Raw genomic sequence first — 24,904 nt, forward strand, 5'->3', positions numbered from 1 at the left:
GCGGGGGACGGGGGCCGGTGTGAGGGTGCAAGCGTGACCACTGCCAGCGAGACCGCCCCCGCCGCGCAGAGTGCCGCCGCGCCACCCGTACTCGATCCGCGCCGCAGGAACATCGTCTTCGTAACGATCGTGCTGGGGCTCCTGCTGGCCGCCCTGGACCAGACGATCGTCGGCACCGCACTGCCGACGATCGTCTCGGATCTCGGCGGCGCCGCGCACATGTCCTGGGTGGTCACCGCGTATCTGCTCGCCGAGACGGTGGCGACGGTCCTGGTCGGCAAGTTCGGCGACCTGTTCGGCCGGAAGATCATCTTCCAGCTGTCGGCGATCATCTTCATCACCGGTTCGTTCCTGTGCGGCCTCGCGACCGACATGACGCTGCTGATCATCTGGCGCGGCCTGCAGGGCATCGGCGCGGGCGGGCTGATGGTCACCTCGATGGCGCTGATCGCCGATGTGATCCCCTTGCGCGAGCGCGGCAAGTACCAGGGTGCGCTGGGGGCGGTCTTCGGAGTGTCGACGGTGATCGGGCCGCTGCTGGGCGGGCTCTTCACCGACCATCTGAGCTGGCGCTGGGCGTTCTACGTCAATGTGCCGATCGCGATCGTGGTGGTCATCGCCGCCGCCCGGACGATCCCGTCGGTGAAGGCCGCCGGGCGGCCCGTGATCGACTATTCGGGCATCGCGATGGTCACGGTCGGCGCGAGCGCACTGATCCTGGCGACCAGCTGGGGCGGCAATGAGTACGCATGGGGATCGCCCGTCGTCATCGGTCTCTTCGCGGGCGGCGCCGTGGCACTGGCGCTCTTCTGCCTCGTGGAATTCCGGGCCCGGGAACCCATGCTGCCGATGCGGCTGTTCCAAAATCCGGTGTTCACCGTCTGCTCGATCCTGAGCTTCATCGTGGGCTTCGCGATGCTCGGCGCAATGATCTTCCTGCCGACGTATCTGCAGTACGTCGACGGCGATTCGGCGACCCTGTCGGGTGTGCGGACACTGCCCATGGTCATCGGGCTGCTCGTCGCCTCGATCTTCAGCGGCAATGTGGTCTCCAGGACGGGCCAGTACCGGATCTTCCCCATCGTGGGCTCGCTGATCATGACGGTCGGGCTGTTTCTGCTCTCCCGGATGGGCCCGGACAGCGGAGTGTGGCTGGAATCGCTCTACATGCTGGTGCTCGGGGTCGGCATCGGCCTGTGCATGCAGGTGCTCACGATCGCGGTGCAGAACACGGTCGACTACCCGGACCTGGGTACGGCGACATCGGGCGTGACGTTCTTCCGTACGCTCGGCAGCTCCTTCGGTACGGCGGTCTTCGGCACGATCTACGCCAATGCGCTGAAGCCGAATCTGACCGACGGCATCGCGGCGGCGGCCCGGGCGGGCGGCGACCCCGCGGTGCTGGCGAAGGCCGCGCAGAGCCCGCAGGGGCTGCACGGTCTGCCCGCCGCACAGTCCGCACCACTGGCCCAGGCATACGCCGACACACTGCACACCGTGTTCCTGTGGACGGTGCCGGTCGCGGTCCTGGGGTTCGTCGTGGCGCTCTTCCTGAAGCAGGTGAAGCTGCGCGACACGGCGCGGGTCGGCTCGACGGACATGGGCGAGGGGTTCGCCCAGCCCGGCGCCGGCGACTCGGCCAAGCTCCTGGAATTCTCCGTGGCCAAGATCCTGCACGGAGCGGGTGGGGACACCGCACGGCGGATCGTCGCGGAGTCGGACACCCGGCTGGACATGGCAGGGGCCTGGGCGGTGATGCAGGTCGAGCTGTTCACCCGGATGGTCGGCCATGCGGGCCTGAACCTGATCGCGGCCCGGCACCGGGTTCCGCCGGAGGTGCTGGTGCCGGTCTTCGACCGGATGATCGAGGAGGGCTTTCTCACCGGCGACGGTCATCTGTTCATGCATACGGCCGCCGGGAGCCGGGAGGCCGCGGCGATCAACGACGCGTGGGCGCGGTGGCTCAATGAGCGCCTGGACGAGAGCGGGGCACGCCCGGACGACCGGCAACTGCGGGCGGCGGTGGATGTGATCGCCAAGCGGTTGCTGGCGGAGGACCTGACGCAGGAGCTCTCGCCGAAGAAGCCACGGGTGACGGCCGCCATCTGAACCGGCGCGGTCGCCGCTCGGCCGGGTCAGTCGACGAAGACCGCCGTCGAGTACACCCAGGCGCCCTCGGACCGGACGAAGCGGCTCTTCTCGTGGAGCGAGTCCGGCCGCCCGTTGTCGGTGTAGTGCGCGCGGAAGGTGACCGTTCCTGTGCTGTGGAACGCGCTGCCGTCCGTCGTCTCCAGGATCTCCAGGCGCACCCAGCGCATCCCGGGATCGAAGTCGACGGCGGGCGGCCGGGTGTCGGGGTGCCATGTGCGGAGCAGATACGCCTCGTCCCGGACGACGAATGCGGCGTACCGGGAGCGCATCAGCGCCTCGCAGGTCGGCGCTGCGACGGTCCCGGCGTGCAGGCGTCCGCAGCAGTCCGCGTAGGTGGCGGGCAGGCCGCACGGGCACGGCGACTGTGCGGTGATCGCGGGCGTCCGCGCTCCGGCGGTGGCGGACCGCTTCGGTCGTGTGGTGCGTCGTGACATGCGTCCATTGTCACCTGCGGGCCGGCCGGTTCAGCCGGCCGGGGTGAAGCGGCGACGGTACTCGCTGGGGGACAGCCCGGTGCGGCGGCGGAGCTGGGTCCGCAGATTCGTCGCCGTACCGAGTCCGCTGGTGCGGGCGACCACGTCGAGGCGTTCCTCGCCGCGCTCCATCAGCCGGCAGGCGAGGGTGATCCGGCGTTCGGTCAGCCAGCCGAGCGGGGTCGTGCCGAGCTGGGCGCGGAAGCGGCGGTGCAGGGTGGCCGGGCTGACGGCGGCACGGGCGGCGAGGCCGGTCACGGTGAGGTCCGTGCCGAGGTGTTCCTCGGCCCAGTCGAGGAGCGGGCCGAGCGAGGTGTCGGGGACGTCGGGCAGGGGGTGCTCGACGAACTGGCGCTGGCCGCCGTCGCGGTGGACCGCGAAGACCAGACGGCGGCTCACAGCGGCCGCGATCTCCGCGCCGTGGTCGGTGCGGATGATGTGAAGACCGGTGTCCAGGGCGGCGGCGCTGCCGGCTGCGGTGATCACCCGGCCCTCGTCGACGAACAGCACATCTGGGTCGAGGTGGACCTGCGGGTGGCGGGCGGTGAAGGCGTCGGCCCAGCGCCAGTGGGTGGTCGCCCGTCGACCGTCCAGCACTCCGGCGGCGGCCAGCGTGAACGTACCCGTACAGAAGCTGACCAGCCTGGCCCCCCGGGCGTCCGCGCGTCTGATCGCGTCGAGGACGGCCGGATCGGGTTCGGTCTCCGGGTCGGGGCGGTTCGGCACGATGACGGTGCCGGCGCGGTCCACGGCATCGAGCCCGGCGATGCCGGAGAGCTGGAAGAGACCCTGGTGCATGCGCACGGTCGGGGTCTCGGCGCACAGCTCGAATTCGTACCAGGGCACGGGCAGCTCGGGACGGCGCAGCCCGAAGAGTTCGGTGGCCACACCCATCTCGAAGGGGTTGGAGCCGGCCGAGACGATCACTGCGACCCGGTGCGAGGATTCTTGCGCCATATGCGATTCCTAGCACTCACGGGTGCCCCGGCCAAGGCCGAGGATGGGGATCATGAGCAATGACACGACGAAGACCGCGCCCGGCCCCATCCTGCTGAGCGATGCACTGAAGACGTTCGAGGCCCTGTGGAGCCCGCGGATCGTGACCCGGGTCAACGACTACGACGTGCGGATCTCCAAGGTCCGTGGTGAGCATGTGTGGCACGTCCATGAGGACACCGACGAGTTCTTTCTCGTGCTCGACGGCACCCTGGACATCCAGCTGCGCGAGATGAACGGGGAGAGGACCGTCACTCTCGCCCGTGGCGCGGTGTTCGTCGTTCCGCGCGGGACCTGGCACAAGCCGTCCGCCGCCGACGGGGCCTCGGTCCTGTTCTTCGAGCCGTCCGGTACCCCGTCGGTGGGCGACCGGCACGACGAGGTCCCCGGGCATGTGGATGTGACGATCGGCCATGCCCTGGGGAGCTGAACGCGGCAAAGACCCAGCGGGGTTGACACTGTGACGGACCTCGGGTCAGAGTCCCGCCGATGGAGATCACCGAGCTGACCCCCGCCGAACGCCGCGTATGGGATGCCTTCCCGCTCGGCGCTCCCGTCGACTTCCGTACATGCGTGGAGGCCGAGGACGACCCGGAGACCGGGGCCGGCTGGGGGCCGGAGCGCACGGTACGCGGCGAGGTGCTGCGGGCCCTGCTGATCAGCGGCCGGCAGGAGGACGGCGAGGCGGCCGCGCTGCGTGTGATGGGCGCACGCATCTCGGGCTCCCTGAACCTGCGGTACGCGACGGCCGAGTACGCGGTGCTGCTGGCCGGCTGTCACTTCGAACAGGCGCCGAATCTGTACGGGGCGCAGCTGCGCCAGCTCAACCTCAGCAATTCGGTGCTCCCGGGCCTGGCCGCCGCCACCGTCCGGATCGACGGCGTACTGAGGCTCACGGACTGCCGGATCTCCGGCCCGGTCCGGCTCGGCGGTTCGAGGATCACCCAGGCGCTGTTCTTCGACCACACCCGGATCGGGGTGAACGCCGACGGATCGACGGCGCCCAACGACGAAGTGGTCCTCCAGCTCAATCATGTGATCGCCGGGGACGACATGTGGCTGCCTGCACTCGTCGTGCACGGTGAGTTCCGGCTCGACGGTGCCGCCGTCACCGGGCAGGTCCTGCTGAACGACGCCGAGTTGCTGAATCCGGGGGCGACCGCCCTCCAGGCGGAGACGCTCACGGTCGGCACCGATGTCCACGCGATGCGGATCCGGGTCGAGGGGCGGACCAATGTACGCGGCAGCCGGATACCGGGGCAGCTCAACTTCGCGTACGCGCGGCTTTCGAACCCCGGCGGTGTCGCCGTGCGTGCCGGCAGTTGCACGGTCGGCGAGCTGTGGCTCCGGGAGGCCGCCCCGATCCGGGGAAGGGTGAATCTGCGCCGCGCGCAGATCGATCTCATCCACGCCGACCCGGCGGTCTGGCCGCGCGATGTCCGCCTCGACGGGCTGACGTACACCACTCTGCTCCCCCATATGCCCGCCGAGCAGCGGCTGCCGCTGCTCGGACGCGAGGAGGAGGGATACGTTCCGTACGCGTACGAGCAGTTGACGGCGGCGTACCGGCGGATCGGTGACGACGACGCGGCACGCACCGTGCAGCTCGCCAAACAGCGCACCCACCGCACCACCCTGCCGGGATACGCGAGGGTGTGGGGGCATCTGCAGGACGTCACCGTGGGGTACGGCTTCCGGCCGGTCCGCGCGGCAACCTGGCTCTTCTCGCTGCTGCTCATCGGGGCGCTGGCTTACGGACTGCACCGCCCCCCGCCGCTGAAGGCCGGTGAGGCCCCGCCGTTCAGTGCGTTCTTCTACACCCTGGATCTGCTGCTGCCGATCATCGACTTCGGGCAGGAGAAGGCGTTCAACCCGCAGGGCTGGTACCAGTACCTGTCATATCTGCTGATCGCGGCCGGGTGGCTGCTCGCGACGACGATCGCCGCGGGCATCACCCGGTCGGTCAGCCGTCAGTGACGGCGCGGCGGGCCGGCGGTCAGGCCTTGCGGGCCACGCCGGCGTAGCCCGGGATCGGCTCGTCGCCGCGGACGTCAATGGCCTCGCCGAGCTCCGGATGCCAGTCCGCGGAGAGCGTGACACCCGGCTCGACGAGTTCGAGTCCGTCGAAGAACGTGGTGAATTCGGCGTGGGTACGCAGGCGCAGCGTCATCCCACGGGCCTTGTACAGGGCGGACGCCTGTGCCGCACCCTCGGGGTCGAAGTCCCCGGTGGTGTGCGAGAGCACCAGGTAGCTGCCGGAGGGGAGCCGCTCCACCAGGCGGTCGACGAGTTCGGCCGCGCCGTCCTCGTCGTCCAGAAAGTGCAGCAGGGCCAGCAGCGACAGCGCGATCGGCTTGTCGAAGTCGAGGACCTTGCCGGCCTGCTCCAGGATGACTTCCGGCTTGCGGGCGTCGGCCTGGATGTACTCGGTGGCGCCCTGTGGGGTGGAACGCAGCAGGGCCGCCGCGTGCGCGAGGACGATCGGATCGTTGTCGCAGTAGACGATGCGCGCGTCCGGGGCGGTCCGCTGGGCGATCTGGTGGAGGTTCGGCTCGGTGGGGATGCCGGTGCCGATGTCGAGGAACTGGCGGATGCCGTTCTCGGCCAGCCACCGGGTGGCCCGGTGCATGAAGGCCCGGTTGACCCGGGCCATGTCGCGCCCTCTGGCGTCAACGGCCAGCAGCTGCTGGGCCATCTGTTCGTCGACCGGGTAGTTGTCCTTGCCGCCGAGGAACCAGTCGTACATCCGGGCGGGATGCGGCTTGCTGGTGTCGATCTCGATGGCTTGGGGCTCGTGCCCGGTCATAGCGCGCTCCATGGGTCCAGAGGTCGGCGAACAGCAAGAGTGTGGGGCGGTGAGGGACTTCGGCGCTGCGGATTCAGGTGAGAAGGAAGTCCGCCTGGCCGGACTTGGCCCCCTGGATGAAGGCGGCGATCTCACGGTGGGAGTAGATCAGGGCGGGGCCGTCGGGATCGGCGGACTGGCGCACGGCGACTCTGCCGTCCGACAGCTTCATGGCTTCGACGCAATTGCCTCCGTTCCCACCGCTCCACGGCTTGTACCAGCCCTCGGAGCCGAGTTCGGCGGCCGGCATGCCGTTGTATATGGGTTCCATCACAGCTCCTTGCGGAAGTCCCGGAGGATTTCCTTCGTGCGTTGTGCAGTTGCGGCCTGAGCCGCCATGCGGTCCATGACTTCGAGGTAGGAGGCCACCTCGGGGCGCGCGTCGAAGTAGACGGCTCCGGTCAGGTACTCGCTGTAAACCATGTCGGGGAGTTCAGGGACGCCGAAGCGGAAGAGGACGAAGGGGCCGTAGGTGCCCGGATGGTGGCCGGTCGAGAATTCTGCGATCTGCAGCGTCACATGCGGCATCTCGGTCGCTTCGAGCAGCCGGTCGATCTGTCCGCGCATGGCGTCGGCGCTGCCGACAGGACGGCGCAGCACCGTCTCGTCCATCACCACCCACAGCTTCGGGGAGTCCGGCCTGGTCAGCAGGGACTGACGCTCCATCCGCAGCGCCACATGGCGCTCGATGTCCTCGGGCCTGGTCTGGCCGACGGCTCCGGTGCGCATCACCGAGCGCGCATAGTCCTCGGTCTGCAGCAGTCCGGGGACGAAGTGCGGCTCGTACATGCGCAGGAGGCTCGCGGCGCCCTCCAGGCTGACGTACATGCTGAACCAGTCGGGCAGCACATCGTGGAAGCGCTGCCACCAGCCGGGTTTATTGGCCTCCTCGGCGAGCTCCACGAAGGCCTCGGCCTCGTCGTCGGCGATCCCGTACGCCTTCAGCAGCAGTTGGACATAGGGGATCTTGAGAGCGACCTCGGCGGTCTCCATCCTGCGTATCGTCGCAGGTGCGACCCGCAGCACCTTGGCAGCCTGGTCACGGCTCAGGCCGACACGCTCCCGCAGATCCTGCAGGCGCTTGCCGAGAACGACCTGACCCACGGTCGGGGCGGACCGCGGTTCGCTCACTTCAGACCTCCCGATGCGCTGTTTGCCAGCAGTGTGCCATGCGCAGGCCGCCCAAGACACAGGCACTCTGAAATTTTCAGAGTGCCCCTTGCCAAGTGTTCTCGACAGGGGGAGAGTTGGTGAGTGAACCAGTTCACGTAGTCACGGCCGCCCTCATTCACGTGGGACCGCGGGGTGTGACGCAGCCCCCACTGTGAGGAATCGGTTGTGGCACCTGGCAGTGCGCTTATCCCCCGGCTCATGGACCTCAGCCCCGGGACGGAAGCGCTCCGATACTGCTTCGCGCTGCCTGCGCACCCCGAGTCGGTTGCCGGTGCACGGCGGCTGACGAGGGCTCGGCTCGACGAGTGGCGGCTGGACGAGGACGCTCAAGAGGCGGCGATCCTGATCGTCTCGGAACTGGTCACCAACGCGGTGGTGCACACCGAGAGCGCTCGTGTCGTGTGCGAGCTGCACTGCCTCGACGGACGGCTTCGCATAGCCGTACAGGACCAAGGACACCAGCCCGGCGGGCCGCAGCTGTGCCGCACCGCCGATGACGAGCACGGACGCGGCTTGCTGCTCGTCGACGCGATGAGCAGCTCCTGGGGTTCTCGCGACGCGGGCTACGGCTCGGGCCGCATCGTCTGGGCAGAACTGCCGCACGGCTCGGAGCGGTCATGCTGAAGAACGCAATGTCCCATCTGCTCGCAGCGCGCCGCTCCCGTGAGCCCCAGCGCGCCGTCGCCACGGGCACAGTGCAGTTGCCGCTGCCGCCCGCACTGTCGGCGAGCCTGGGCTGCGACGCGGTGGGGGTGCCGTCCCGGTACGGCTTCCGGCTCATGTCTCATCTGCCACGCACCGGTTGCGTCTTCGCGGATGCGGACCGCTGGTGGTGGATCGTGCCTGCGGGCTCCGACCTCGATCTGGACTGGCCCGTGCAGGCCGCCTATGCGAAAGGGGCCTGCGTTCCGGCGGTACGGCCCCGGCTGATCCACCAGCCCGACAACCGCACGCCGTACACCCCGCCCATCCCGCTCTTCCTGATGGTGTGCCAGGTCACCGGTGTGACGCCGTCGTGGGCACCGTCCGGCGGTGCACGGGCCGTCTCCGCTCCCTGACGCAGCCCTGAGAGGGGGCGAGGTTCCCTCAGGAATCCCGCCCCTTGACAAGTGGCGTGGGGCTCGCCGCAGTTCAGGCCCTTGCTCGCTCTGGGAGGACCGCTCGCTGGACCGCCTGGTGTCAACGGGCAGCAACGGCCAGGCTGACTACGTAGCGCTCCTCGACCGTGCCGTTCGGGAAGACTTCGGTCAGGAGATCGCGCTCCGCAGACAGGAATGTCCTGGTGGCGTTCTTGCCGAGAACAAGGAAGTCGGAGTAGCTGGCCAGGTTCGCGAGATGGGTATCGAGCGGGACGCTCCTGGTCCACACCATCTGCCGGGTGACGAAACCGAGTTGAGGCGACAGGCCGCGGAATCGGGCCATCGGGTCGGGCTCGTCGTCTTCGGCGCTGAAGAGGCGGCGCAGGCGGGAGTCCTGGTCGGCTATCCAGGGGACAGTGCTGTCCGAGTCGTTCCACCAGAGGGCGAGTGCACCGCCGGGGCTCAGTACTCGGAGGGCCTCCGGGACGGATTTACGCTGGTCGGTCCAGTGCCAGGCTTGGGCATAGGTAAGGATGTCGATGGACTCGGAGGCAAGCGGCAGGTTGTTGCCGTCACCGAGTACGAGGGGGACATGGGGCAGTCCGAGGCGGAACTGGGAGGCCATTCCAAGGCCGGGTTCCACCGCGATGACACGCGCACCCCGGGCATGGAGGAGGGCGGTCGCCAGTCCGGTGCCGGCACCGACGTCCGCGACGAGGGCGCCTTTCAAGGGGCGGTCGGCGAGTTCCTCAACCGCATCGAGCAGGGCGGTCGGATACGAAGGACGGTTTGTGGCATAGCCGGCGGCGGCCTTGTCGAAGGAACAAGCCTGGGAAGTGATCGTCATGCGACCATCCTCGGCGGTTCGAAGGCGCCTGGCACAGCACTTTGAAGCCGTTTCCCCCAACTTCGCCACCGCACTCATGAAACAGATCACCACCTTCCAGGGCACCCCCGACGACGTCTCCGAAGCGGTCGCCGCCCGGATCGCCCGCTGCCGGTTCCTCTGCGAGGGCGACCACCGCTATGTCGTCCTCATGGAGGAATCCGTCCTGCGCTACCGCACCGCCGACCCCGACGCCATGAAGGGCCGGCTGTGCCACCTCCTGGCCGTGATGCCCCTGGCGTCCGTCTCCCTCGGGATTACCCCGTTCACCGCGCAGCGCACCGTGTGGCCGCTGGAGGCGTTCTACCTCCACGACGACGTCCAGGCCGTGGTGGAGACGCTGACGGCGCAGATCAAGGTGACGCAGCCGCGCGAACCGGCTGACTGCGCGAAGGTGTTCGCCGGCCTCGCGGAGATGGCCGTGTACGGGGATACGGCCCGCGCGCTCGTCCGGGTCGCGATCGACGCCCTGGAGTGAACCTCCGCAATTCTCCGCAACTTCGTTGATGGCAGGGCCAGCAGCTGCGTAGCGTCGAAGGCACCGACGGACCACCGGCCGGAGAGGCGGGGCCGTATGCGCGCACGTACGAACACCACCGCCGAAGCCGAGCCGCAGTACGGCACTCCCTCCCCGGCCCTGCTGGCCCGCGCGGACCGGCGGTTGCGCGTGACCGCAAGGCCGACCAGCACCAGCTCGACGACGAATTCCAGCGCTGGTGTAACGGGGAACTCCAGACAGCTGGTGTGCCGACGAGAACGCTTCCATCGGCACACCACCAAGCGGGTTGGTCAGGGCCTGTCCGGCGGACCGTGTCGGACAGGCCCCTGGTCCCGAGGAGGACTCAGCACTTGAGCGCGAAGGTGAAGTCGCCGGAGAGCTTGCCGCTCAGCCGGACTGTCAACACGAGGTTCCCCTCGGCGAGCAGTCTCTCGACCTCGGCCCGCGAAAAGCCGAAACCTTCGGCGATCAGTCGCACCGGCCGCACAGGTATCCGCGCCGCAAAGCGGACCGAGACCTGGCCAACACCGGCGCAGGCGCCCACCGGCCGCGGTGCGCCCGGTGCGGCGGCGGACCGTACGGTGACTGCCAGGCCGGCCGCGCGGTTCGACCCGAGCCGCCCACGTCGCGGCGCCTTACGACCGGATCCCGGAGCAGCTCGGTTGTCAGGCCAGGGTCGTTGTCATGCAGCCGGTCCAGCAGCTCAGGTCGTACGGAGCGCACATTCATCCGCTCCAGGACCGTGAGCTCTGCCGTTTCCCCGCAAGCGGTGCAGAGCGCGAGGAGCCAGGCGTCGATGAGCTTGTGGTTCGCGTTGACGCGGAATTTACCGCTTGCCCGGAAGCGCTCGGACGCGCACACGTGGCAACGGCGGAGAACGAGCGGCAGGCAGGTGGGCAAAACTATCCAGGTTTTGAGCACAGAAATACACCGGTTTCAGTGAGAAGTCCGCAGCAAAAGGCAGCGCGGCGCACATGTGCGACGCGCGACGAATCAGCGCTCGGGAGGTCTCACAGGGTGTACAACGGCGTGTCCTTGACTAGACGACTTGGCTCGGCAGCACGGTAATGGCGCACAGCGACGCTGCTCCACTGGTTTTCGAGCGCGCGTCCTGCTTCACCGGGCGCCGTTCTGCGGCTTGGGGAGGACGGCCGACCGGCATGCGAGCCGGTCGGCCTTTCCTCAAGACCACACCGCTCAAGTTCGTGTCCGCGGAGAGCTGCGCGGGCTATGTGGGCCGGTTCGGTGGAAGGGAAGGTTGCGGAGTTCCTCGATCTCCGCGCGCGGTTCGGTGTGCCGGACCTCGCTGTGCTGACGGCCGGCAGGCGGCAAGTTGTGGAATGAAGGCCAGGGCTGCCGGCGTACCCACGCCGCGTACAGCTGAACGTGGATGCCGGCTCTATCGGCGGGTGCGGGTCAGCCACTGGGTGTACCAGTCCCGGAAGTCTGGTCCCGGGCTCAGGGCGTGGCCGCATCCGAGGTCGTCTGTCCAGACCTGTCCGCGGCCAGGGCCGGTGACCGAGGCCCAGCGCTGTACTCGACGTCACCGATCCAAAACCCCTGCGGCCGGACGGCCGGCTTCTTGACCTGCCGGGCGCCTTCCTGACGCCGCATCCGGCGGGCTCGCCCGGCAATGAGCTGGAACGGCTCGGGAGTGCGGCGGTCGACGAGGTGGAGCGGCTGGTCTCGGGACTGTCATTCGCTCGCTCCGTGCACAGGGAAGAGCTTTCACACAGCGGTTGACCTGCCGCTTCACTCGTCCGACACCCCGGTCACGCTGCGTTGTCAGTGGTGCGTTCTACTGTGGCACCACTGATCGAAAAGCCCGCGCCAGGCGGGCTGTCCGGGTGTGAAGGGGCGGGACTGTGCGTCGCTGGGAGTACGTCGAGGGCAGCGCCTCGAAGTTCTGGGAGACCGAGGCCGAGGGTGCCGTGGTGACGGTGCGCTACGGGCGGTGCGGGAGCGACGGGCGTACGCAGACGAAGGAGTACGCGTCGGCCGAGGCCGCGTCGGCGCAGGTCCGCAAGACGATCGCGGAGAAGGAGAAGAAGGGGTACCGCGAGGTGGGGGTGTCGGCTGCGGGGACCGCAACGGCCACAGGGGCTGCCGCAGCGACTGCGACCGCGCCGGGCGCGGTTCCCGGAGGGGACACTTCTGGGCTTCCCGAAGCGGACGCTCTTGCTCTGCCCGACGAGGACACCTTTGTTCTTCCCGCGAGCTGGCGGCGAACGCTCCACCCCCGGCGCGGCGGAGTACACCGGGTGCCCGGCAAGGCGCGGCAGGAGGCGCTCGGCAAGGTCGAGGACCGGATCACCGAAGAGACCGCCTGGATCCAGGAGTTCGTGAACGCGCCGCGTTCGGATGCCGGACTGGCCGACCATCTGCGGGCGCATGTCGCCGGAAGCCCTTCGCCGGTCGGAGCAGTCGCTATGGCCTCGGTCGTCAGACTTCCCGTGCCCGACTCCGCGTGGGCGGACCACTGGTCCGGGCGCTACGGTCTGCCGTTCGCCGCCCGGGCTGCGGTCGAGATGTTCTCGGTCGACGCCGACTGGCACCAGAGCGGCCACCGGCGGAGCGCGCCCCGGCTGGAGGCGCTCGCACGCCCGCGCCACTCGTACTGGGCGAGGGACCGACGATTGCCGATTGACCGGGTCCGTGCGCTGCTCGCGGCGGCCGACGAGGAGACCTATCGGGCGACGGTCGAGGTGCTGGCCAAGTGCCGCACCGACGCACTGCGCAAGATCATCGTCTCCTATCTGGTACCGAGCGAGACCGACTGGGTCGACGAGCTCTGCGCGGATCCCGAAGTGAGCGCGGAGCAGGACCGCACCCTGCGGACCATGGTGTTCAGCTCACTGAACTCGGCCGACCAGATGACGCGGTTCCCCTACCGGCCGGACTTCACCGACGGCGTCGCGTTCATCGCGACGGTCGCCGAGGGCATCGGCCCGGCGATCGCTCCGCTGCTGGCCGACTCCCTCAACGGCAACCACTACTACGCCGACGGCGTGAAGCTCGCTGCCAACTCCCTGGTCGAGCTTCCCACCGACGAGGCCTTCCTCGCTCTGCTCGCCCACGCGGACTCGAAGCACGTCCGCCCCGCTCTCCTCGACGCCATGCGCCGCTATCCGGTGCGTGCGGTGCGACTGCTGGCCGCCGAGGTTCGCGGCAGCTCGGCAGCGTCGTCCAGCCGGACGCTGCAACTGCTGCGCGGTCATATCGGCGCCCACCAGGAACTGGTCTCGCTCGCACTCGGGGAGCTGGACGCCGAGGTCGTGGAGATCGTCGAACCGCTGCTCAACCCTGCGGACCTGATCGCCGACGCACCCGTGGACGCCCTGCCCACCGTGCTGACGACGCCGCCGTGGTCCCGGCCCCGCACCCAGGCCAAGGCCGCGGTGGTGACGGGACTGACCGCGGTGTCCGAGCCCTCGCTGGAGTGGCTGCCCGAGGAGCAGGCGGCATGGGCGGCCAGCTCCTCCTGGTACACGGCCCGGCACAGCAACGGCGACTGGGAGAAGGACACCGCCACCCTGCATCACGACCTGGCCGTGGGCGGTCTACGGCCGGCCTGGGTCTTCGTGCACGGACCCGAGGAACTGGTCGCCCCACTGCTCGCCACCTGGGATCCGACCGACCTGTGGGACGGCGAGGACACCTTCAAGCCGATCGCCGCCCGCTTCGGCCTCGCAGCGCTGCCACTGCTGCTGCGCGCCGTGCCCCGGCAGCCCGGTGCGCTCGCGCCGCTGCTGCTCCCGTTCGTCGATGCGCAGGTCGCCCGGCACATGGCGGACTGGGCTGCACGGCTCAAGTCCACTGCGGCGACCGCCCGTTCCTGGTTCACCCGGCACGGCGTCGCGGCCGCCCCGCTCCTGGTGCCGGACGCCGTGGGCAAGGCGGGCGCCGCACGGCGCGCCGCCGAACAGGCACTGACGCTGATCGCCGCGGTGCACGGCGACACCGCGGTGCGTGATGCCGCCCGGTCGTACGGCCCAAAGACGGTTGCCGCGGTGGAGGCGCTGCTGTCCGCGGACCCGCTGGAGCGTGCGCTGCCCGCCAGGATGCCTGTGCTGCCGGGCTGGGCCGAGCCCTCGCTGCTGCCCCAGATCACGGTCCGGTCCGGCGGTGCGCTGCCGGTGCGGTCGGTGCGCCACGCCCTGACGATGCTTGCGCTGTCGAAGCCCGGCGAGGTGTACCCGGGGGTCGCTTCGCTCGTCGAGACGGCCGATGCCGCTTCGCTCGCCGAGTTCGCATGGGCCCTGTTCGAGCAGTGGCAGCTGGCCAATCTGCCCGCGAAGGAGTCGTGGGCGCTGCACGCGCTGGGACTGCTGGGCGACGACGAGACGGTCCGCCGGCTCACACCGGTCATCCGGTCCTGGCCCGGTGAGGGCGCGCACCATCGGGCGGTGGAGGGCCTCGATGTGCTGGCGTCCATCGGCACCGATGTCGCGCTCCTGCATCTGCACGGCATCTCGCAGCGGGTGAAGTTCAAGGCGCTGAAGGCACGCGCCCAGGAGAAGATCGCCGAGGTCGCCGCAGGGCTCGGGCTGACCGGGGAACAGCTCTCCGACCGTCTGGTGCCGGACTTCGGTCTGGACGCGGAGGGTTCGACGGTCGTCGACTACGGCACCCGTTCGTTCACGGTCGGCTTCGACGAGCAGTTGCGGCCCTATGTGCTGGACGGTGACGGCAAGCGCCGCAAGGATCTGCCGCAGCCCGGCGCCCGGGACGAGGCGGAGCTCGCCGCGGCGGAGCGCAAGCGGTTCATGGCTCTCAAGAAGGACGTCCGGACAATCGCCTCGGACCAGGTGCGCCGGCTCGAGGCCGCGATGGTGACCGGGCGTTCCTGGACGGCCCAGGAGTTCCAGGAGCTGTTCGTCGGTCATCCGCTGCTGTGGCATCTGGTACGCCGACTGGTGTGGCTGAGCGAGACGGACGACGGCGTGCGCACGGCGTTCCGGGTCGCGGAGGACCGTACGTTCGCCGACGCGGAGGACGATGTCTTCGCCCTGGCCGACGACGCTACCGTGCGGCTCGCGCACCCGCTGCATCTCGGGGAGGAATTGACCACCTGGTCCGAGGTGTTCGCCGACTACGAGATCCTTCAGCCGTTCGCGCAGCTCGGACGCACCGTGTTCGAGCTGTCCGAGGAGGAGAGGCCGGGTTACCGGCTCACCAGGTTCGAGGGGCTCAAGGTGCCGACCGGGAAGGTCCTGGGGCTGGAGCGGCGGGGCTGGGAGCGCGGGGTGCCGCAGGACGCCGGAGTGGAGCGCTGGATCTCCAAGAGGCTGACCGACGACTGCTACCTGGTGATCGCGCTGGACGAGGGCATCGCGGTCGGGGTGGTCGACATGTTCCCCGACCAGATCCTCGAAACGGTCTGGCTCGACAGCCAGCCCAATGATCACTGGGACAGTCGCAGCCACCTGCTCCGTTTCGCCGACCTGGACGCGGTGACCGTATCCGAACTCCTCGGCGACCTGACGGAACTCACCGAGGGCGTCGCATCATGACCGTACGGAACGAGACGCGCCTCGAGACACCGGACGGCGGTCCGGCACCGGTGCAGAGGCCACCGGCAGAGGTGCGGTACGCCGAGGAGCTGACCGCGCTGCGGGCCGGCGACCGTGATCCGCGGCCGCCGGGCTGGGAGTTGAGCCTGCGCGCTGCGCGCCGCTTCGTCATCGGTGACCCGGACGCGGGTATCAGCCGGAAGTTCGTCGGCAATCCCTCATTGGTGGACCGGGCGCTGGTGACACTGGCGACAAGTCGTGGGCTGATGCTGGTCGGGGAGCCGGGCACCGCCAAGTCGCTGCTGTCCGAACTGATCGCGGCCGCGGTCAGCGGTGACTCGACGCTGACGGTTCAGGGTGGCGCGGCAACCACTGAGGACCAGATCAAGTACGGCTGGAATTACGCACTGCTGGTCGCCGAGGGTCCCTCCACCCGCTCGCTGGTCCCGGCTCCGATGCTGCGCGGCATGGCAGAGGGCAGGCTCGTGCGGTTCGAGGAGATCACCCGCTGTCCGCTGGAGGTGCAGGACTCGCTGTTGTCGCTGCTCTCCGAGCGGGTGGTGGCGATCCCCGAGCTGACAGGGCCGGATGGCATGGTCTTCGCCCGGCAGGGCTTCAATGTCATCGCGACGGCCAACACCCGGGACCGGGGCGTCAATGAGATGAGTGCGGCGCTCAAGCGGCGGTTCAACTTCGAGACAGTGTTCCCGATCCCCGACCTGGACACCGAACTGGCGCTCGTCGAGGCGGAGGTGACCACTCTTCTGCGGCGTTCGGGAGTGGAGCCGCCACCGGACCGGGATGTGCTGGAGGTCCTGGTCGGTACGTTCCGGGAGCTGCGTGCGGGGGCCGGCGAGAAGGGCGGACCCGGTGGGGGCTCGGACCGTCCTTCGGCGGTGATGAGTACCGCGGAGGCCGTCTCGGTCGCCCATGCCGTGGGCGTTCGCGGCTGGTTCCTGCGCGGTGAGCCTGGCAGTGCCGCCGATGTGGTGGCGTGTCTGGCGGGGACGGCGGCCAAGGACAGCCCGGAGGACCTGGCCCGGCTGCGCCGCTATCTGGAACAGCAGGTGCCGCGCCGTCGAAGCCCGGCTTGGAAGGCCCTGTACGACGCACGCCATCTGCTGGCCGACTGATGTCCGCGGTGTTCCTGGGGGTTCGTCACCACTCCCCCTCCTGCGCACGGCTCGTCGAGCGGACCATCGAGGAGCTTCGGCCCGCCCAGGTGCTGATCGAGGGTCCGGCCGAGATGAACGGACGGCTGGACGAGTTGCTGCTCGGGCATGAGCTGCCGGTCGCGGTGTTCAGCCACTACCGCGACGGGCAGCGGTCCGCGACGTCCTGGGCGCCGCTCTGCGACTACTCGCCCGAGTGGGTCGCGCTGCGGGCGGGGCGGGCGGCCGGGGCGGAGGTCCGCTTCATCGATCTACCGGCCTGGCACCCGGCGTTCGCCGAGCGCACCAACCGCTATGCCGATGCGGAGGTCCGCTACGCGGAGGCGACACAGCGGCTGTGCCGGCACTTCGCGGTGGACTCCTCGGACGCCCTGTGGGACCGCCTTTTCGAGGTCGAGCCCGACGACGGTCTCGCCGAACGGCTCGACGCGTACTTCGCGCTGGTGCGCGGGGACGCGGAAGCCGATGCCTGCGACCGGGCGCGCGAAACGTACATGGCGACGTGGGTCCGGGCGGCGGTCGCCAAGGCCGGGGACCGGCCGGTGCTGGTGGTCACCGGCGGCTTCCACCAGCCCGCGCTCCGGGCTCTCACCGGATCCGGCGGGCAGAGCGCTGCCGGCGGCGACGGCTGGGAGCGGGGGGCGGACGGGTGGCCAAAGGTGCCCGCCCCGCCGGACGGGGCCATGGCCGGGAGTTTCCTCGTGCCCTACTCCTTCCGGCAGTTGGACGCCTTTGCCGGGTACCAGTCGGGGATGCCGTCTCCCGGCTACTACCAGCAGGTGTGGGAGGCGGGCCCCGAGGCCGCGGCGGACGGCTTGCTGCGCGTGGTCGTCGAGCGGCTGCGGGCGCGTGGATTCCCGGTGTCCACCGCCGATCTGATCGCCGCGCGAAGTCTGGCCCAGGGGCTCACGGCGCTGCGCGGCCATCCGCGCCCCGCCAGGATCGATGTGCTGGACGGTCTCGCGGGCGCCCTGATCACGGACGACCTGGACCGCCCGCTTCCGTGGACGAGCCGGGGCACGCTGACGCCGGGGGCCCATCCTGCGGTCGTCGAGATGGTGGCGGCCTGCAGCGGCGAGCGTACCGGGCAACTCCATCCCCGCACTCCAACGCCGCCACTGGTTCACGATGTGGCGGCGCAGCTGGCCGCGCTGGCGCTCGACGGCGGCCCCGAGGCCTCGTACCGCCTCGATCTCACGGACGCCACCGACCTGGAGCGCAGCCGGGTGCTGCACCGGCTGCGGGTGCTGAGGATTCCCGGTCACGGGCGGACGGCCGGTCCCGAGCACGGAATCGACCCGGTCTTCACCGAACGCTGGGAGGCGCAGTCCTTCTCGGGGCGCGAGGCCGCGCTGGTGGAGGCGGGGGCCTACGGCGCGACCCTGTCGGAGGCGGCGGCGGCCACGCTCACCGAGCGCACGCAGGACGCCGCGGCCGGGGCCGATGGCCTGGCCCGGGCCCTGTTCGACGCCGTGCTGTGCGGGATGGACGGGTGCTCCGAGCAGTTGCTCGGAGAACTTGCCGCCGGCGTAGGTGAGTTGAAGGACGCAGGATCGCTCGGAGACATACTCTCCACGGCCCTGGGGCTGTGGCGGCACGACCGAGTGTTCGGGGTGGCGCACGGTCCGCTGCTCGCCGCTGTGATCGACGGGGCGACGGGTCGGCTGCTGTGGCTTCTGGAGGGGGCGCGCGGTGCGTCGGGGGTGGACTTCCCTCGTCTGCGGGCCGTGGTCGCGGTGCGCGACGCCCTGCTGCACGCGCCGGAGTTGCTCTCCGTCCCGCGGGAGACGGCGGCCGCGATCGCGTGGCGGATCAGCGGCGATCCGGAGACACCGATCGATCTGCGCGGGGCCGCGTTCGGACTGCACCGGAACCTGACGCAGGCCCCGGACACCTCCGGGGACCCGGCCGAGGCGGTACGTACGGTCGTGACGGCCGGCACTGATGCGCTCGGCGACTGGCTGGCCGGACTGTTCGCGCTCGCCCGCGAAGAGGTGACGGGCGCGGTGCGGAACAAGGGTGGGAACGAGCGCGGCGGTGGCGCGGAGTCGCTGATCGATGTGCTGGACAGCCTGGTCTGCGCGCTGCCCGACAACGAATTCCTGTCGGGTCTGCCCGCTCTGCGCCAGGCCTTCGCATTCTTTCCGCCGCGCGAACGCGACCGGATCGCCGGTCGCCTGTTGGAACGGCGCGGGGTGCGCGGCTCGTCGCGTTCCCTGCTGCGGACCACCGAGGACCCGCTGCTGATCGCCCGGGCCCGCTCCCTGGAGGAGTCCGTGTCCCGACTGCTGGCCCGCTATGAACTGGGAGCCACCCCATGACCACGCCCGAACACGTACCCGGCCGGGCACCCACGCCCGGGGAAGGAGCCGACACGGCTCCCGACGCCGGGCTGGAACGCTGGCGGCTGGTCCTCGGTTCCGCCGCCGAACGGCACACCGGACCGCTGGGGCCGGGCGACGCCGGCCGGGATGCCGCACTCGACTGGCTCTACGGCCGCGACCCCGACCTCGCCAGACGTGGTGTGCGCCGCTCCGGCACCACCTCCCGTACGGGAGGTGACGGCCCGTCCGCCGTGACCGCGGTCGACTGGCTCGACGACATCCACCGGCTCTTCCCCAAGGAAACCATCGAGCGCCTGGAGCGGGACGCCGTCGAGCGGTACGGCATCCAGGAGATCGTCACCGACCCCGCGGTGCTGGAGCGCGTCGAGCCGAGCCCCACCCTGCTGCGGGCGGTGCTGCGTACCAAGCATCTGATGAACCCGCAGGTGCTGCGATTGGCCCGACGCATCGTCGAGTCGGTGGTGAAACAGCTCCTGGCCAAGCTCAGGCCGGAGATCCGCCGGGCGTTCCACGGCACCCGCTCCCGTAAACCCAGCCGGGTGCCGCTGGCGAGGGACTTCGACTTCCGGCAGACCGTACGGGCCAACCTCGCCCACTACCAGCCGGGCGAGCGGCGTCTTCTGATCGAGCGCGCCCACTTCCACTCCCGTACCCAACGCCATGTGACGCAGTGGCAACTGATCCTGCTGGTGGACCAGTCGGGCTCGATGGCCGGATCGGTGATCCACTCGGCGGTGACCGCCGCGTGTCTGTGGGGCCTGCCCGGCCTCAAGACGCACCTCGTCGCCTTCGACACCCAGGTGGTGGACCTGACCTCGGATGTGACGGACCCGGTGGAACTGCTGATGCGGGTCCAGTTGGGCGGCGGCACCGACATCGCTCGGGCCGTGGAGTACGGCGCGGGTCTGGTGGAGAATCCGCGGCGCACGATCGTCGCGCTGATCACCGACTTCTACGAGGGCGGCGACCCCTACCGGCTGCTGCGCACGGTGCGTGCGCTGGTGGAGCAGGGCAGCACCGTGCTGGGGCTGGCCGCGCTCGACGAGGACGCCAACCCCGAATACGACCGTGAGCTGGCCGGACGGCTCGCCGCGGCCGGGGCACACATTGGAGCGATGACACCGGGCCGCCTTGCCGAGTTCGTCGCCGAGAGGCTGGGACGATGACCGACACAACGAGCGGCGCCGTCGCCGCACGCCCCGATCTGCTCGCCCTCACTGCGGACACGCTCGCGGCACTGGCCAACCGCGGCCTGGTCAAACGGGCCACGAAGGAGCTGGACGCGGGCACGGTTCCCGCTCTGACGACCGACCCGGACACCACAGTGCGAGCCCGCTTCGGTGACGGCACCACCACGGCGCTGCCGCCCGGCAAGGGTCTGGACGACGGCGAGTGCAGTTGCGTCGCACCGGGCGTGTGCCGCCACCTCATCGCCCTGGTGCTGGCCTATCAGCGCCGGGCCGAGGCCCGAACGGACGGCGGCGCCCCCGTCCCCGTCGCCGACTGGTCCCCCGGCAGCACCGACGACGCGGCCCTGGCCGAAGCCGTCGGCGCCCGTCCGCTCGCCGTGGCCCGCCGCACCTTCGAGCGGGGTTACGCCGCCGTTGTTCACCGTCCGTCCCCGGACCACCCCGAGCCCCGGGTCGAACTCCCCACCTGCACGGTGCGGTTCCCGGTCCCCGGCGAGATCGCGTACGCGCTGACGGATGCGGCAGCCTCGCTGCGCGGCGAGGTGGTGGCGCTCGCGGTCTGGGCGTTCCGGGCCGCCGACGCAGCGGGGACCGACGAGCGGTCCGCCCCCGTCCAGGTCGGCGGACGCGCCACCGCCCCGTCCGCGGCCGGGCCCGTACTCGACGCGGCCGTCGGGTTGGCGGGTGAACTGCTGGCGGAGGGCGTGGCCCATGTCGGACCGGTCCATGGCGGAGCCCTGGCACGGGCCGGTGCCGGGCTGACCGCCGAGTCGCTGCACTGGCCCGCGGGTGCGCTCGCCGAGTTGACGGACCAGCTCACGGCGTACGCCGACCGCAACGCCCATTACCGCCCGGAGCTGGTCGCCGCCCTGGTCACCGAGTTGTACGCGCGTAGGCGGGCCGCCACACTCCCCGGTGTACTGGGTACCCTCGAGGCCGGGGACACCCCGCTGCGCCGGGTCCGGCTCACCTCGCTCGGCTGCCGTGTACACGGCACACCGCAGTCCCTGATCTGCGAGGTGTATTTCGCTCATCCCGGTGCGGGCACCGTCCTCGTCCTGCGAAAGACCTGGACGGCTGCCGAGGGCAAGGAGCTCACCGGCCACCTGCTGTCCACCCGCCGCGTCCTCGCCACGCCCCTGAGCTCACTGGCCGCCGGAAACCTGGTCAGCGAGAGCGTGCGGCGCACGCCGAGCCGCGCGCTGACGGTCGCCCGGGGCCGACTGGGCACGACGACCATCACGCCCGTCGGCGCCGCCTGGACGGAGCTTCCGGAACCGTTGCTCGTACGGGATCTGTCCGCGCTGACGGCGGGCTGGGAGGGCAGGGCACCCCGGCTGATCCGGCCGCGGATCGAGGCGGAGGCGGTCCATGTCGTCGCCCTGTCAGAGGTGGAGAGCGTCGGTTACGACCCCGGCGAGCAGCGCCTCGAAGCCGTCGTGCGCGATGTCTCAGGGACCCCCGCGCTGGTGACGTCGGGCCACCGGCCGGAGTGCCCCGGTGCGTTGTACGCCCTGGCCGACGCGCTGGAGGGCGGCGCCACGCACGTCAGTGGTTCGGTGCACCGCTCCGGCGGTGGAATCCGGATCGATCCGATCGCGGTGCTCACCCCTGCCGGGGTGGTCGTGCCGGATCTCGCGCCCGGTGACGGTTCCACGGCGTTGGCAGCGGCGGTGCACCGTCCGTCCGATCCGCTGACGGCGGTGCTGGACGAGGCGATATCCGCCATGTCGGCGGTGCCGCACAGCGGACTGCGCCATCTGAACAGCCCCGCCCGTTCCCGTATCGACGAGGCGGCGACCGCGCTGTCACACACCGGCCTGACCCGTGCCGCGACCCTGCTGCGCGCCTTCCTCGACGCCCTGGACAACGGCGCCGCGCCGAACGAGGAGGGCCTCGCCGCCCGTTGCGATGCGTGGCTGGAAGCACAGCTCCATCTCCTGGTCAGCAGCGAAGTCCGGTCTTCTCAGACGGAATTCGTGGCCGCGTCGGCACCCGTCCCGGGGCGGGTGCCGAAGGTGGATCAAGTAGTCGCCGGCTCGGCGGATCACGGGGCAGCGCGTACTCTCAGGGCCCTGATCGCTGCGCCTGGAGAAATCGTATGAGCTTGAATCCGGTATCCATCGACCGCGAGTCGGCCGCCGGTGCTGTCCTGCTGACCGGCATCCCGGGGAGTGGGAAGTCCACAGTGGCCGCTGCGCTGGCCGGCCGGCTCCGGATGTCGGCCCATATTGAGGTGGACGCACTCCAGCAGATGATCGTCAGCGGTGGGCAATGGCCCTCACCTGCCGAAAACGCGGAAGCCGACCGGCAGATCTTTCTGCGAGCTCGCAACGCGTGCCTTCTGGCGGACAGCTTCGCGCGGGCGAGTTTCGTCCCCGTGCTCGATGATGTGGTGGTCAGCCGTGCCCACCTTGACTTCTACCGCACGACGCTGGCGGCAGTGCCGCTCCACATCGTCATCCTGGCTCCCGGCCCGGCGGTCGCATGGCAGCGCAACCAGGCGCGGGAGAAGGTCTTGACCACGGACTGGTCGCCCCTGGATGAGCTGATGCGCTCCGAGCTCGGGCAGCAGGGAACCTGGATCGACAACGCTGCGCAGACGGTCGAAGAGACAGTCGAGGCGATCCGGTCGGTGACCGGTCTGGCGTCCATCCCCTGAGTCGGTCAACCTCTACACCCGGTTCAGACCGGACCTGGAGAAGATCCGCGTCCCCCGGCCCGGAGGGCAGGCCCCGCAACAAGCCGGACAGCCTCGCCGCCGACAAGGCCCACGGCAACGGGCCTGCCGCGAATACCTGTGGCGACGCGGCGTCCGGCGCCCGATCCCGGAGAAGAGCGACAGCCAGGCCGCCCGCCTCCGCGAAGGATCGCGCGGCGGACGGCCACCGGCCTTCGACGAAGAGCGGTGCAAGAAACGCAACACCGTCGAGCGGACCATCAACAAGTTCAAACACGCACGGGCCGTGGCGACTCGCTACGACAAACGCGGGTACGTCTTCCTCGGCACCTCGACCGCGGTAGCCGTCGTCATCTGGCTTCGAGCCTGATTGCCCTCACCAGGCCGGAGGCCGGGACTGGTCGCCGCCTTCGATCTCCTCCGGCCAGTCGATGGGGTGACTGTCCGTCCTGTTCAGGATCCCGGGGTCGGGTGGGAACGCTTCGTCGTGCGGTCTGGACCAGTAGGCCCGCCGCGTGCGCGGAAGGGGTATCTCCACCAGCTTGCCTTCGTGGATCATCCACAGCCCGAAACAGTCGTCCTCCTCGTCATGGATCAGGACCTGCACTGTCTCCGGCCGGGGCCACGGCAAGGACTCCAGGTGCTTCAGCAGCCCTGATCTGCTGTGCATCCGCACGAACTCCGCACCCCAGCCGAACCCCCAGTTTCCGCCGGGCCGCATCTCGGAGAACGCGCCGTTCCAGGTGCGCGTGTCGTCGTGCCGCGTCAGTGGCTCCATGACCTCGTCCGCGTCCTGCGCCAGCACGATGACCTCAGCGATTCTGCTCATGCCGGAATACCACCGTGAACCACGGATGCACCGCAACATCGCGCGTGCGCACACCGCGTCCTCGCGTCCGGTTCCTCCGGGCCGACGTGTTCGCATGGCAGCCGCCGCGCCGCTACGACACGGTCGCCCCGGGCTTCGTCGCTGAATAGCGCCCCGCGCCACCAGGCCGGCCCGCTCGTCGCCGGCCATTGAGCACGAGCCGAATCAAAGAAGCCCCTGGTAGGGTCCGCCGGGGTTCCACGACGCAATGGAGATGGTTCATGAAGCTGCTCCCGCTGTTCCTCCGACGGCCGATCGAGGCGGTGTACGAGCGCCGACTGGCCGCCACCCTGGCAGGGCTGCCACGCCCGCAGCACGTCGGAATCATGCTCGATGGCAACCGGCGCTGGGCCCGACAGGCGGGACACGCGGACGTCCGGGAGGGGTACCGGGCGGGCAGCGCCAAGGCGACCGAGTTCCTTGGCTGGTGTACTGCCGCAGGAATCGAGCACGTGACCCTCTTCATGCTCTCCGACGACAACCTGGGGCGCCCTGCCGAACAGCTCGGCCCGCTGATCGAGATCATCGAAGAGACCGTCCGGGACATCACGGCCGTAGGCCGTCCCTGGGAGGTCCAGGTGATCGGCTCGCTCGACATGCTGCCCGGCGTCAGCGCCCGGGTACTCAAGCAGGCCGCCGCCGCGACGGCCGGGCGCGGCGGGCTCAAGGTGGACGTCGCGGTCGGCTACGGCGGCCGACGGGAGATCGTCGATGCAGTGAAGAGCGCCTTCAAGGAACACATTGCGGCCGGTGGCGACCCGGCCGAACTGGTCGAGCGGTTCGAGATCGAGGACATCTCCCGGCATCTGTACTCGCCAACCACCGACCGCACCGACTTCATCATCCGAACCTCCGGCGAGCAGCGGCTGTCCGGCTTCCTGCTCTGGCAGTCCGCGTACGCCGAGATGCACTGGGTGGACTGCTACTGGCCGGCGTTCCGTCACGTGGACTTCCTGCGCGCACTTCGCTCGTACGCGAGTCGCGAACGGCGATTCGGTAAATGACCGTCTTCAGCGCCGGGCATCACCGGGGCG

General features: G+C 69.9%; 19 protein-coding genes and 2 pseudogenes. 13 read left to right on the top strand and 8 right to left on the bottom strand.

From position 1 onward, the window contains the following. Window positions 1-33 precede the first annotated feature (33 nt). Window positions 34-2,109 carry an MDR family MFS transporter gene (locus IEZ15_RS24720; protein WP_189279407.1) on the top strand — a complete coding sequence of 692 codons (2,076 nt, stop codon included), beginning with the start codon at window positions 34-36 and terminating at the stop codon, window positions 2,107-2,109. 26 nt (window positions 2,110-2,135) lie between these two features. Here the strand turns inward: IEZ15_RS24720 and IEZ15_RS24725 are convergent, their stop codons facing one another. Then, the gene (locus tag IEZ15_RS24725; protein ID WP_189279408.1) at window positions 2,136-2,585 is read right to left on the bottom strand and encodes a YchJ family protein; all 450 of its coding nucleotides are present in this window, start codon (window positions 2,583-2,585) and stop codon (window positions 2,136-2,138) included. 30 nt (window positions 2,586-2,615) lie between these two features. Further along, window positions 2,616-3,581: a helix-turn-helix domain-containing protein gene (locus IEZ15_RS24730; RefSeq protein WP_189279409.1), complete on the bottom strand. Its 966-nt coding sequence runs from the start codon at window positions 3,579-3,581 to the stop codon at window positions 2,616-2,618. Between the two features lie 52 nt (window positions 3,582-3,633). Here IEZ15_RS24730 and IEZ15_RS24735 point away from each other — a divergent pair, with 52 nt between their 5' ends. Together IEZ15_RS24735 and IEZ15_RS24740 are read left to right on the top strand one after the other, a co-directional pair. Next, window positions 3,634-4,050, top strand: a complete 417-nt coding sequence (locus IEZ15_RS24735) for a cupin domain-containing protein (protein ID WP_114247772.1) — start codon at window positions 3,634-3,636, stop codon at window positions 4,048-4,050. A gap of 59 nt (window positions 4,051-4,109) precedes the next feature. Beyond that, window positions 4,110-5,597 carry a pentapeptide repeat-containing protein gene (locus IEZ15_RS24740; RefSeq protein WP_189279410.1) on the top strand — a complete coding sequence of 496 codons (1,488 nt, stop codon included), beginning with the start codon at window positions 4,110-4,112 and terminating at the stop codon, window positions 5,595-5,597. Window positions 5,598-5,616: 19 nt separating this feature from the next. On the opposite strand, the gene IEZ15_RS24745 is transcribed toward IEZ15_RS24740, so the two are convergent. The 3 genes from IEZ15_RS24745 to IEZ15_RS24755 form a co-directional block, all read right to left on the bottom strand. Beyond that, window positions 5,617-6,426: an SAM-dependent methyltransferase gene (locus IEZ15_RS24745; RefSeq protein ID WP_189279411.1), complete on the bottom strand. Its 810-nt coding sequence runs from the start codon at window positions 6,424-6,426 to the stop codon at window positions 5,617-5,619. A 73-nt stretch (window positions 6,427-6,499) separates the two neighbouring features. Next, window positions 6,500-6,736: a DUF397 domain-containing protein gene (locus tag IEZ15_RS24750; protein ID WP_093896218.1), complete on the bottom strand. Its 237-nt coding sequence runs from the start codon at window positions 6,734-6,736 to the stop codon at window positions 6,500-6,502. Next, window positions 6,736-7,596, bottom strand: a complete 861-nt coding sequence (locus IEZ15_RS24755; protein WP_114247768.1) for a Sco1979 family transcriptional regulator — start codon at window positions 7,594-7,596, stop codon at window positions 6,736-6,738. Before IEZ15_RS24755 ends, IEZ15_RS24750 begins: the two co-directional genes overlap by 1 nt. A 207-nt stretch (window positions 7,597-7,803) precedes the next feature. Between IEZ15_RS24755 and IEZ15_RS24760 the strand changes: the two genes are divergently transcribed. Next, window positions 7,804-8,262, top strand: coding sequence for an ATP-binding protein (locus tag IEZ15_RS24760; protein ID WP_114247767.1), 459 nt, complete (start codon window positions 7,804-7,806; stop codon window positions 8,260-8,262). Next, window positions 8,256-8,696: a hypothetical protein gene (locus IEZ15_RS24765; protein WP_189279412.1), complete on the top strand. Its 441-nt coding sequence runs from the start codon at window positions 8,256-8,258 to the stop codon at window positions 8,694-8,696. The genes IEZ15_RS24760 and IEZ15_RS24765 overlap by 7 nt, the downstream gene beginning before the upstream one ends. 121 nt (window positions 8,697-8,817) lie before the next feature. Here IEZ15_RS24765 and IEZ15_RS24770 read toward each other — a convergent pair whose 3' ends face one another. Further along, complete coding sequence (locus IEZ15_RS24770) at window positions 8,818-9,564, bottom strand: class I SAM-dependent methyltransferase (RefSeq protein WP_189279413.1); 747 nt, start codon at window positions 9,562-9,564, stop codon at window positions 8,818-8,820. A gap of 52 nt (window positions 9,565-9,616) precedes the next feature. Between IEZ15_RS24770 and IEZ15_RS24775 the strand changes: the two are divergent. Next, window positions 9,617-10,081: pseudogene (locus tag IEZ15_RS24775) on the top strand (Scr1 family TA system antitoxin-like transcriptional regulator); the annotation flags it as partial. A gap of 364 nt (window positions 10,082-10,445) precedes the next feature. Here the strand turns inward: IEZ15_RS24775 and IEZ15_RS24780 are convergent. Continuing rightward, window positions 10,446-11,023: pseudogene (locus tag IEZ15_RS24780) on the bottom strand (DUF1062 domain-containing protein). A 944-nt stretch (window positions 11,024-11,967) separates the two neighbouring features. Between IEZ15_RS24780 and IEZ15_RS24785 the strand changes: the two are divergent. Genes IEZ15_RS24785 through IEZ15_RS24810 form a run of 6 tightly spaced genes read left to right on the top strand, consistent with a single transcriptional unit; the run spans window position 11,968 to window position 22,984 of the window. Continuing rightward, window positions 11,968-15,615, top strand: a complete 3,648-nt coding sequence (locus tag IEZ15_RS24785; RefSeq protein WP_189279414.1) for a DUF4132 domain-containing protein — start codon at window positions 11,968-11,970, stop codon at window positions 15,613-15,615. Continuing rightward, on the top strand, window positions 15,612-16,748 hold the full coding sequence (locus tag IEZ15_RS24790; protein ID WP_114247762.1) for an AAA family ATPase: 1,137 nt from the start codon (window positions 15,612-15,614) through the stop codon (window positions 16,746-16,748). The genes IEZ15_RS24785 and IEZ15_RS24790 overlap by 4 nt, the downstream gene beginning before the upstream one ends. Further along, a complete protein-coding gene (locus IEZ15_RS24795) occupies window positions 16,748-19,108 on the top strand; it encodes a DUF5682 family protein (RefSeq protein WP_189279415.1) in 2,361 nt (786 codons plus the stop codon). The genes IEZ15_RS24790 and IEZ15_RS24795 overlap by 1 nt, the downstream gene beginning before the upstream one ends. Then, window positions 19,105-20,298, top strand: a complete 1,194-nt coding sequence (locus IEZ15_RS24800; RefSeq protein WP_189279416.1) for a VWA domain-containing protein — start codon at window positions 19,105-19,107, stop codon at window positions 20,296-20,298. Before IEZ15_RS24795 ends, IEZ15_RS24800 begins: the two co-directional genes overlap by 4 nt. After that, window positions 20,295-22,427 carry a YehQ family protein gene (locus IEZ15_RS24805; RefSeq protein WP_189279417.1) on the top strand — a complete coding sequence of 711 codons (2,133 nt, stop codon included), beginning with the start codon at window positions 20,295-20,297 and terminating at the stop codon, window positions 22,425-22,427. The genes IEZ15_RS24800 and IEZ15_RS24805 overlap by 4 nt, the downstream gene beginning before the upstream one ends. Continuing rightward, complete coding sequence (locus IEZ15_RS24810) at window positions 22,424-22,984, top strand: AAA family ATPase (protein ID WP_189279418.1); 561 nt, start codon at window positions 22,424-22,426, stop codon at window positions 22,982-22,984. The genes IEZ15_RS24805 and IEZ15_RS24810 overlap by 4 nt, the downstream gene beginning before the upstream one ends. A gap of 394 nt (window positions 22,985-23,378) precedes the next feature. Here the strand turns inward: IEZ15_RS24810 and IEZ15_RS24820 are convergent, their stop codons facing one another. Beyond that, a complete protein-coding gene (locus IEZ15_RS24820; RefSeq protein ID WP_189279419.1) occupies window positions 23,379-23,831 on the bottom strand; it encodes a hypothetical protein in 453 nt (150 codons plus the stop codon). A 260-nt stretch (window positions 23,832-24,091) separates the two neighbouring features. Here IEZ15_RS24820 and IEZ15_RS24825 point away from each other — a divergent pair, with 260 nt between their 5' ends. Continuing rightward, window positions 24,092-24,874, top strand: coding sequence for an isoprenyl transferase (locus IEZ15_RS24825; protein ID WP_114247756.1), 783 nt, complete (start codon window positions 24,092-24,094; stop codon window positions 24,872-24,874). Window positions 24,875-24,904 lie beyond the last annotated feature (30 nt).

Origin of the sequence: Streptomyces atratus, assembly GCF_014648655.1 — a bacterium.
Classification (GTDB): domain Bacteria; phylum Actinomycetota; class Actinomycetes; order Streptomycetales; family Streptomycetaceae; genus Streptomyces; species Streptomyces atratus.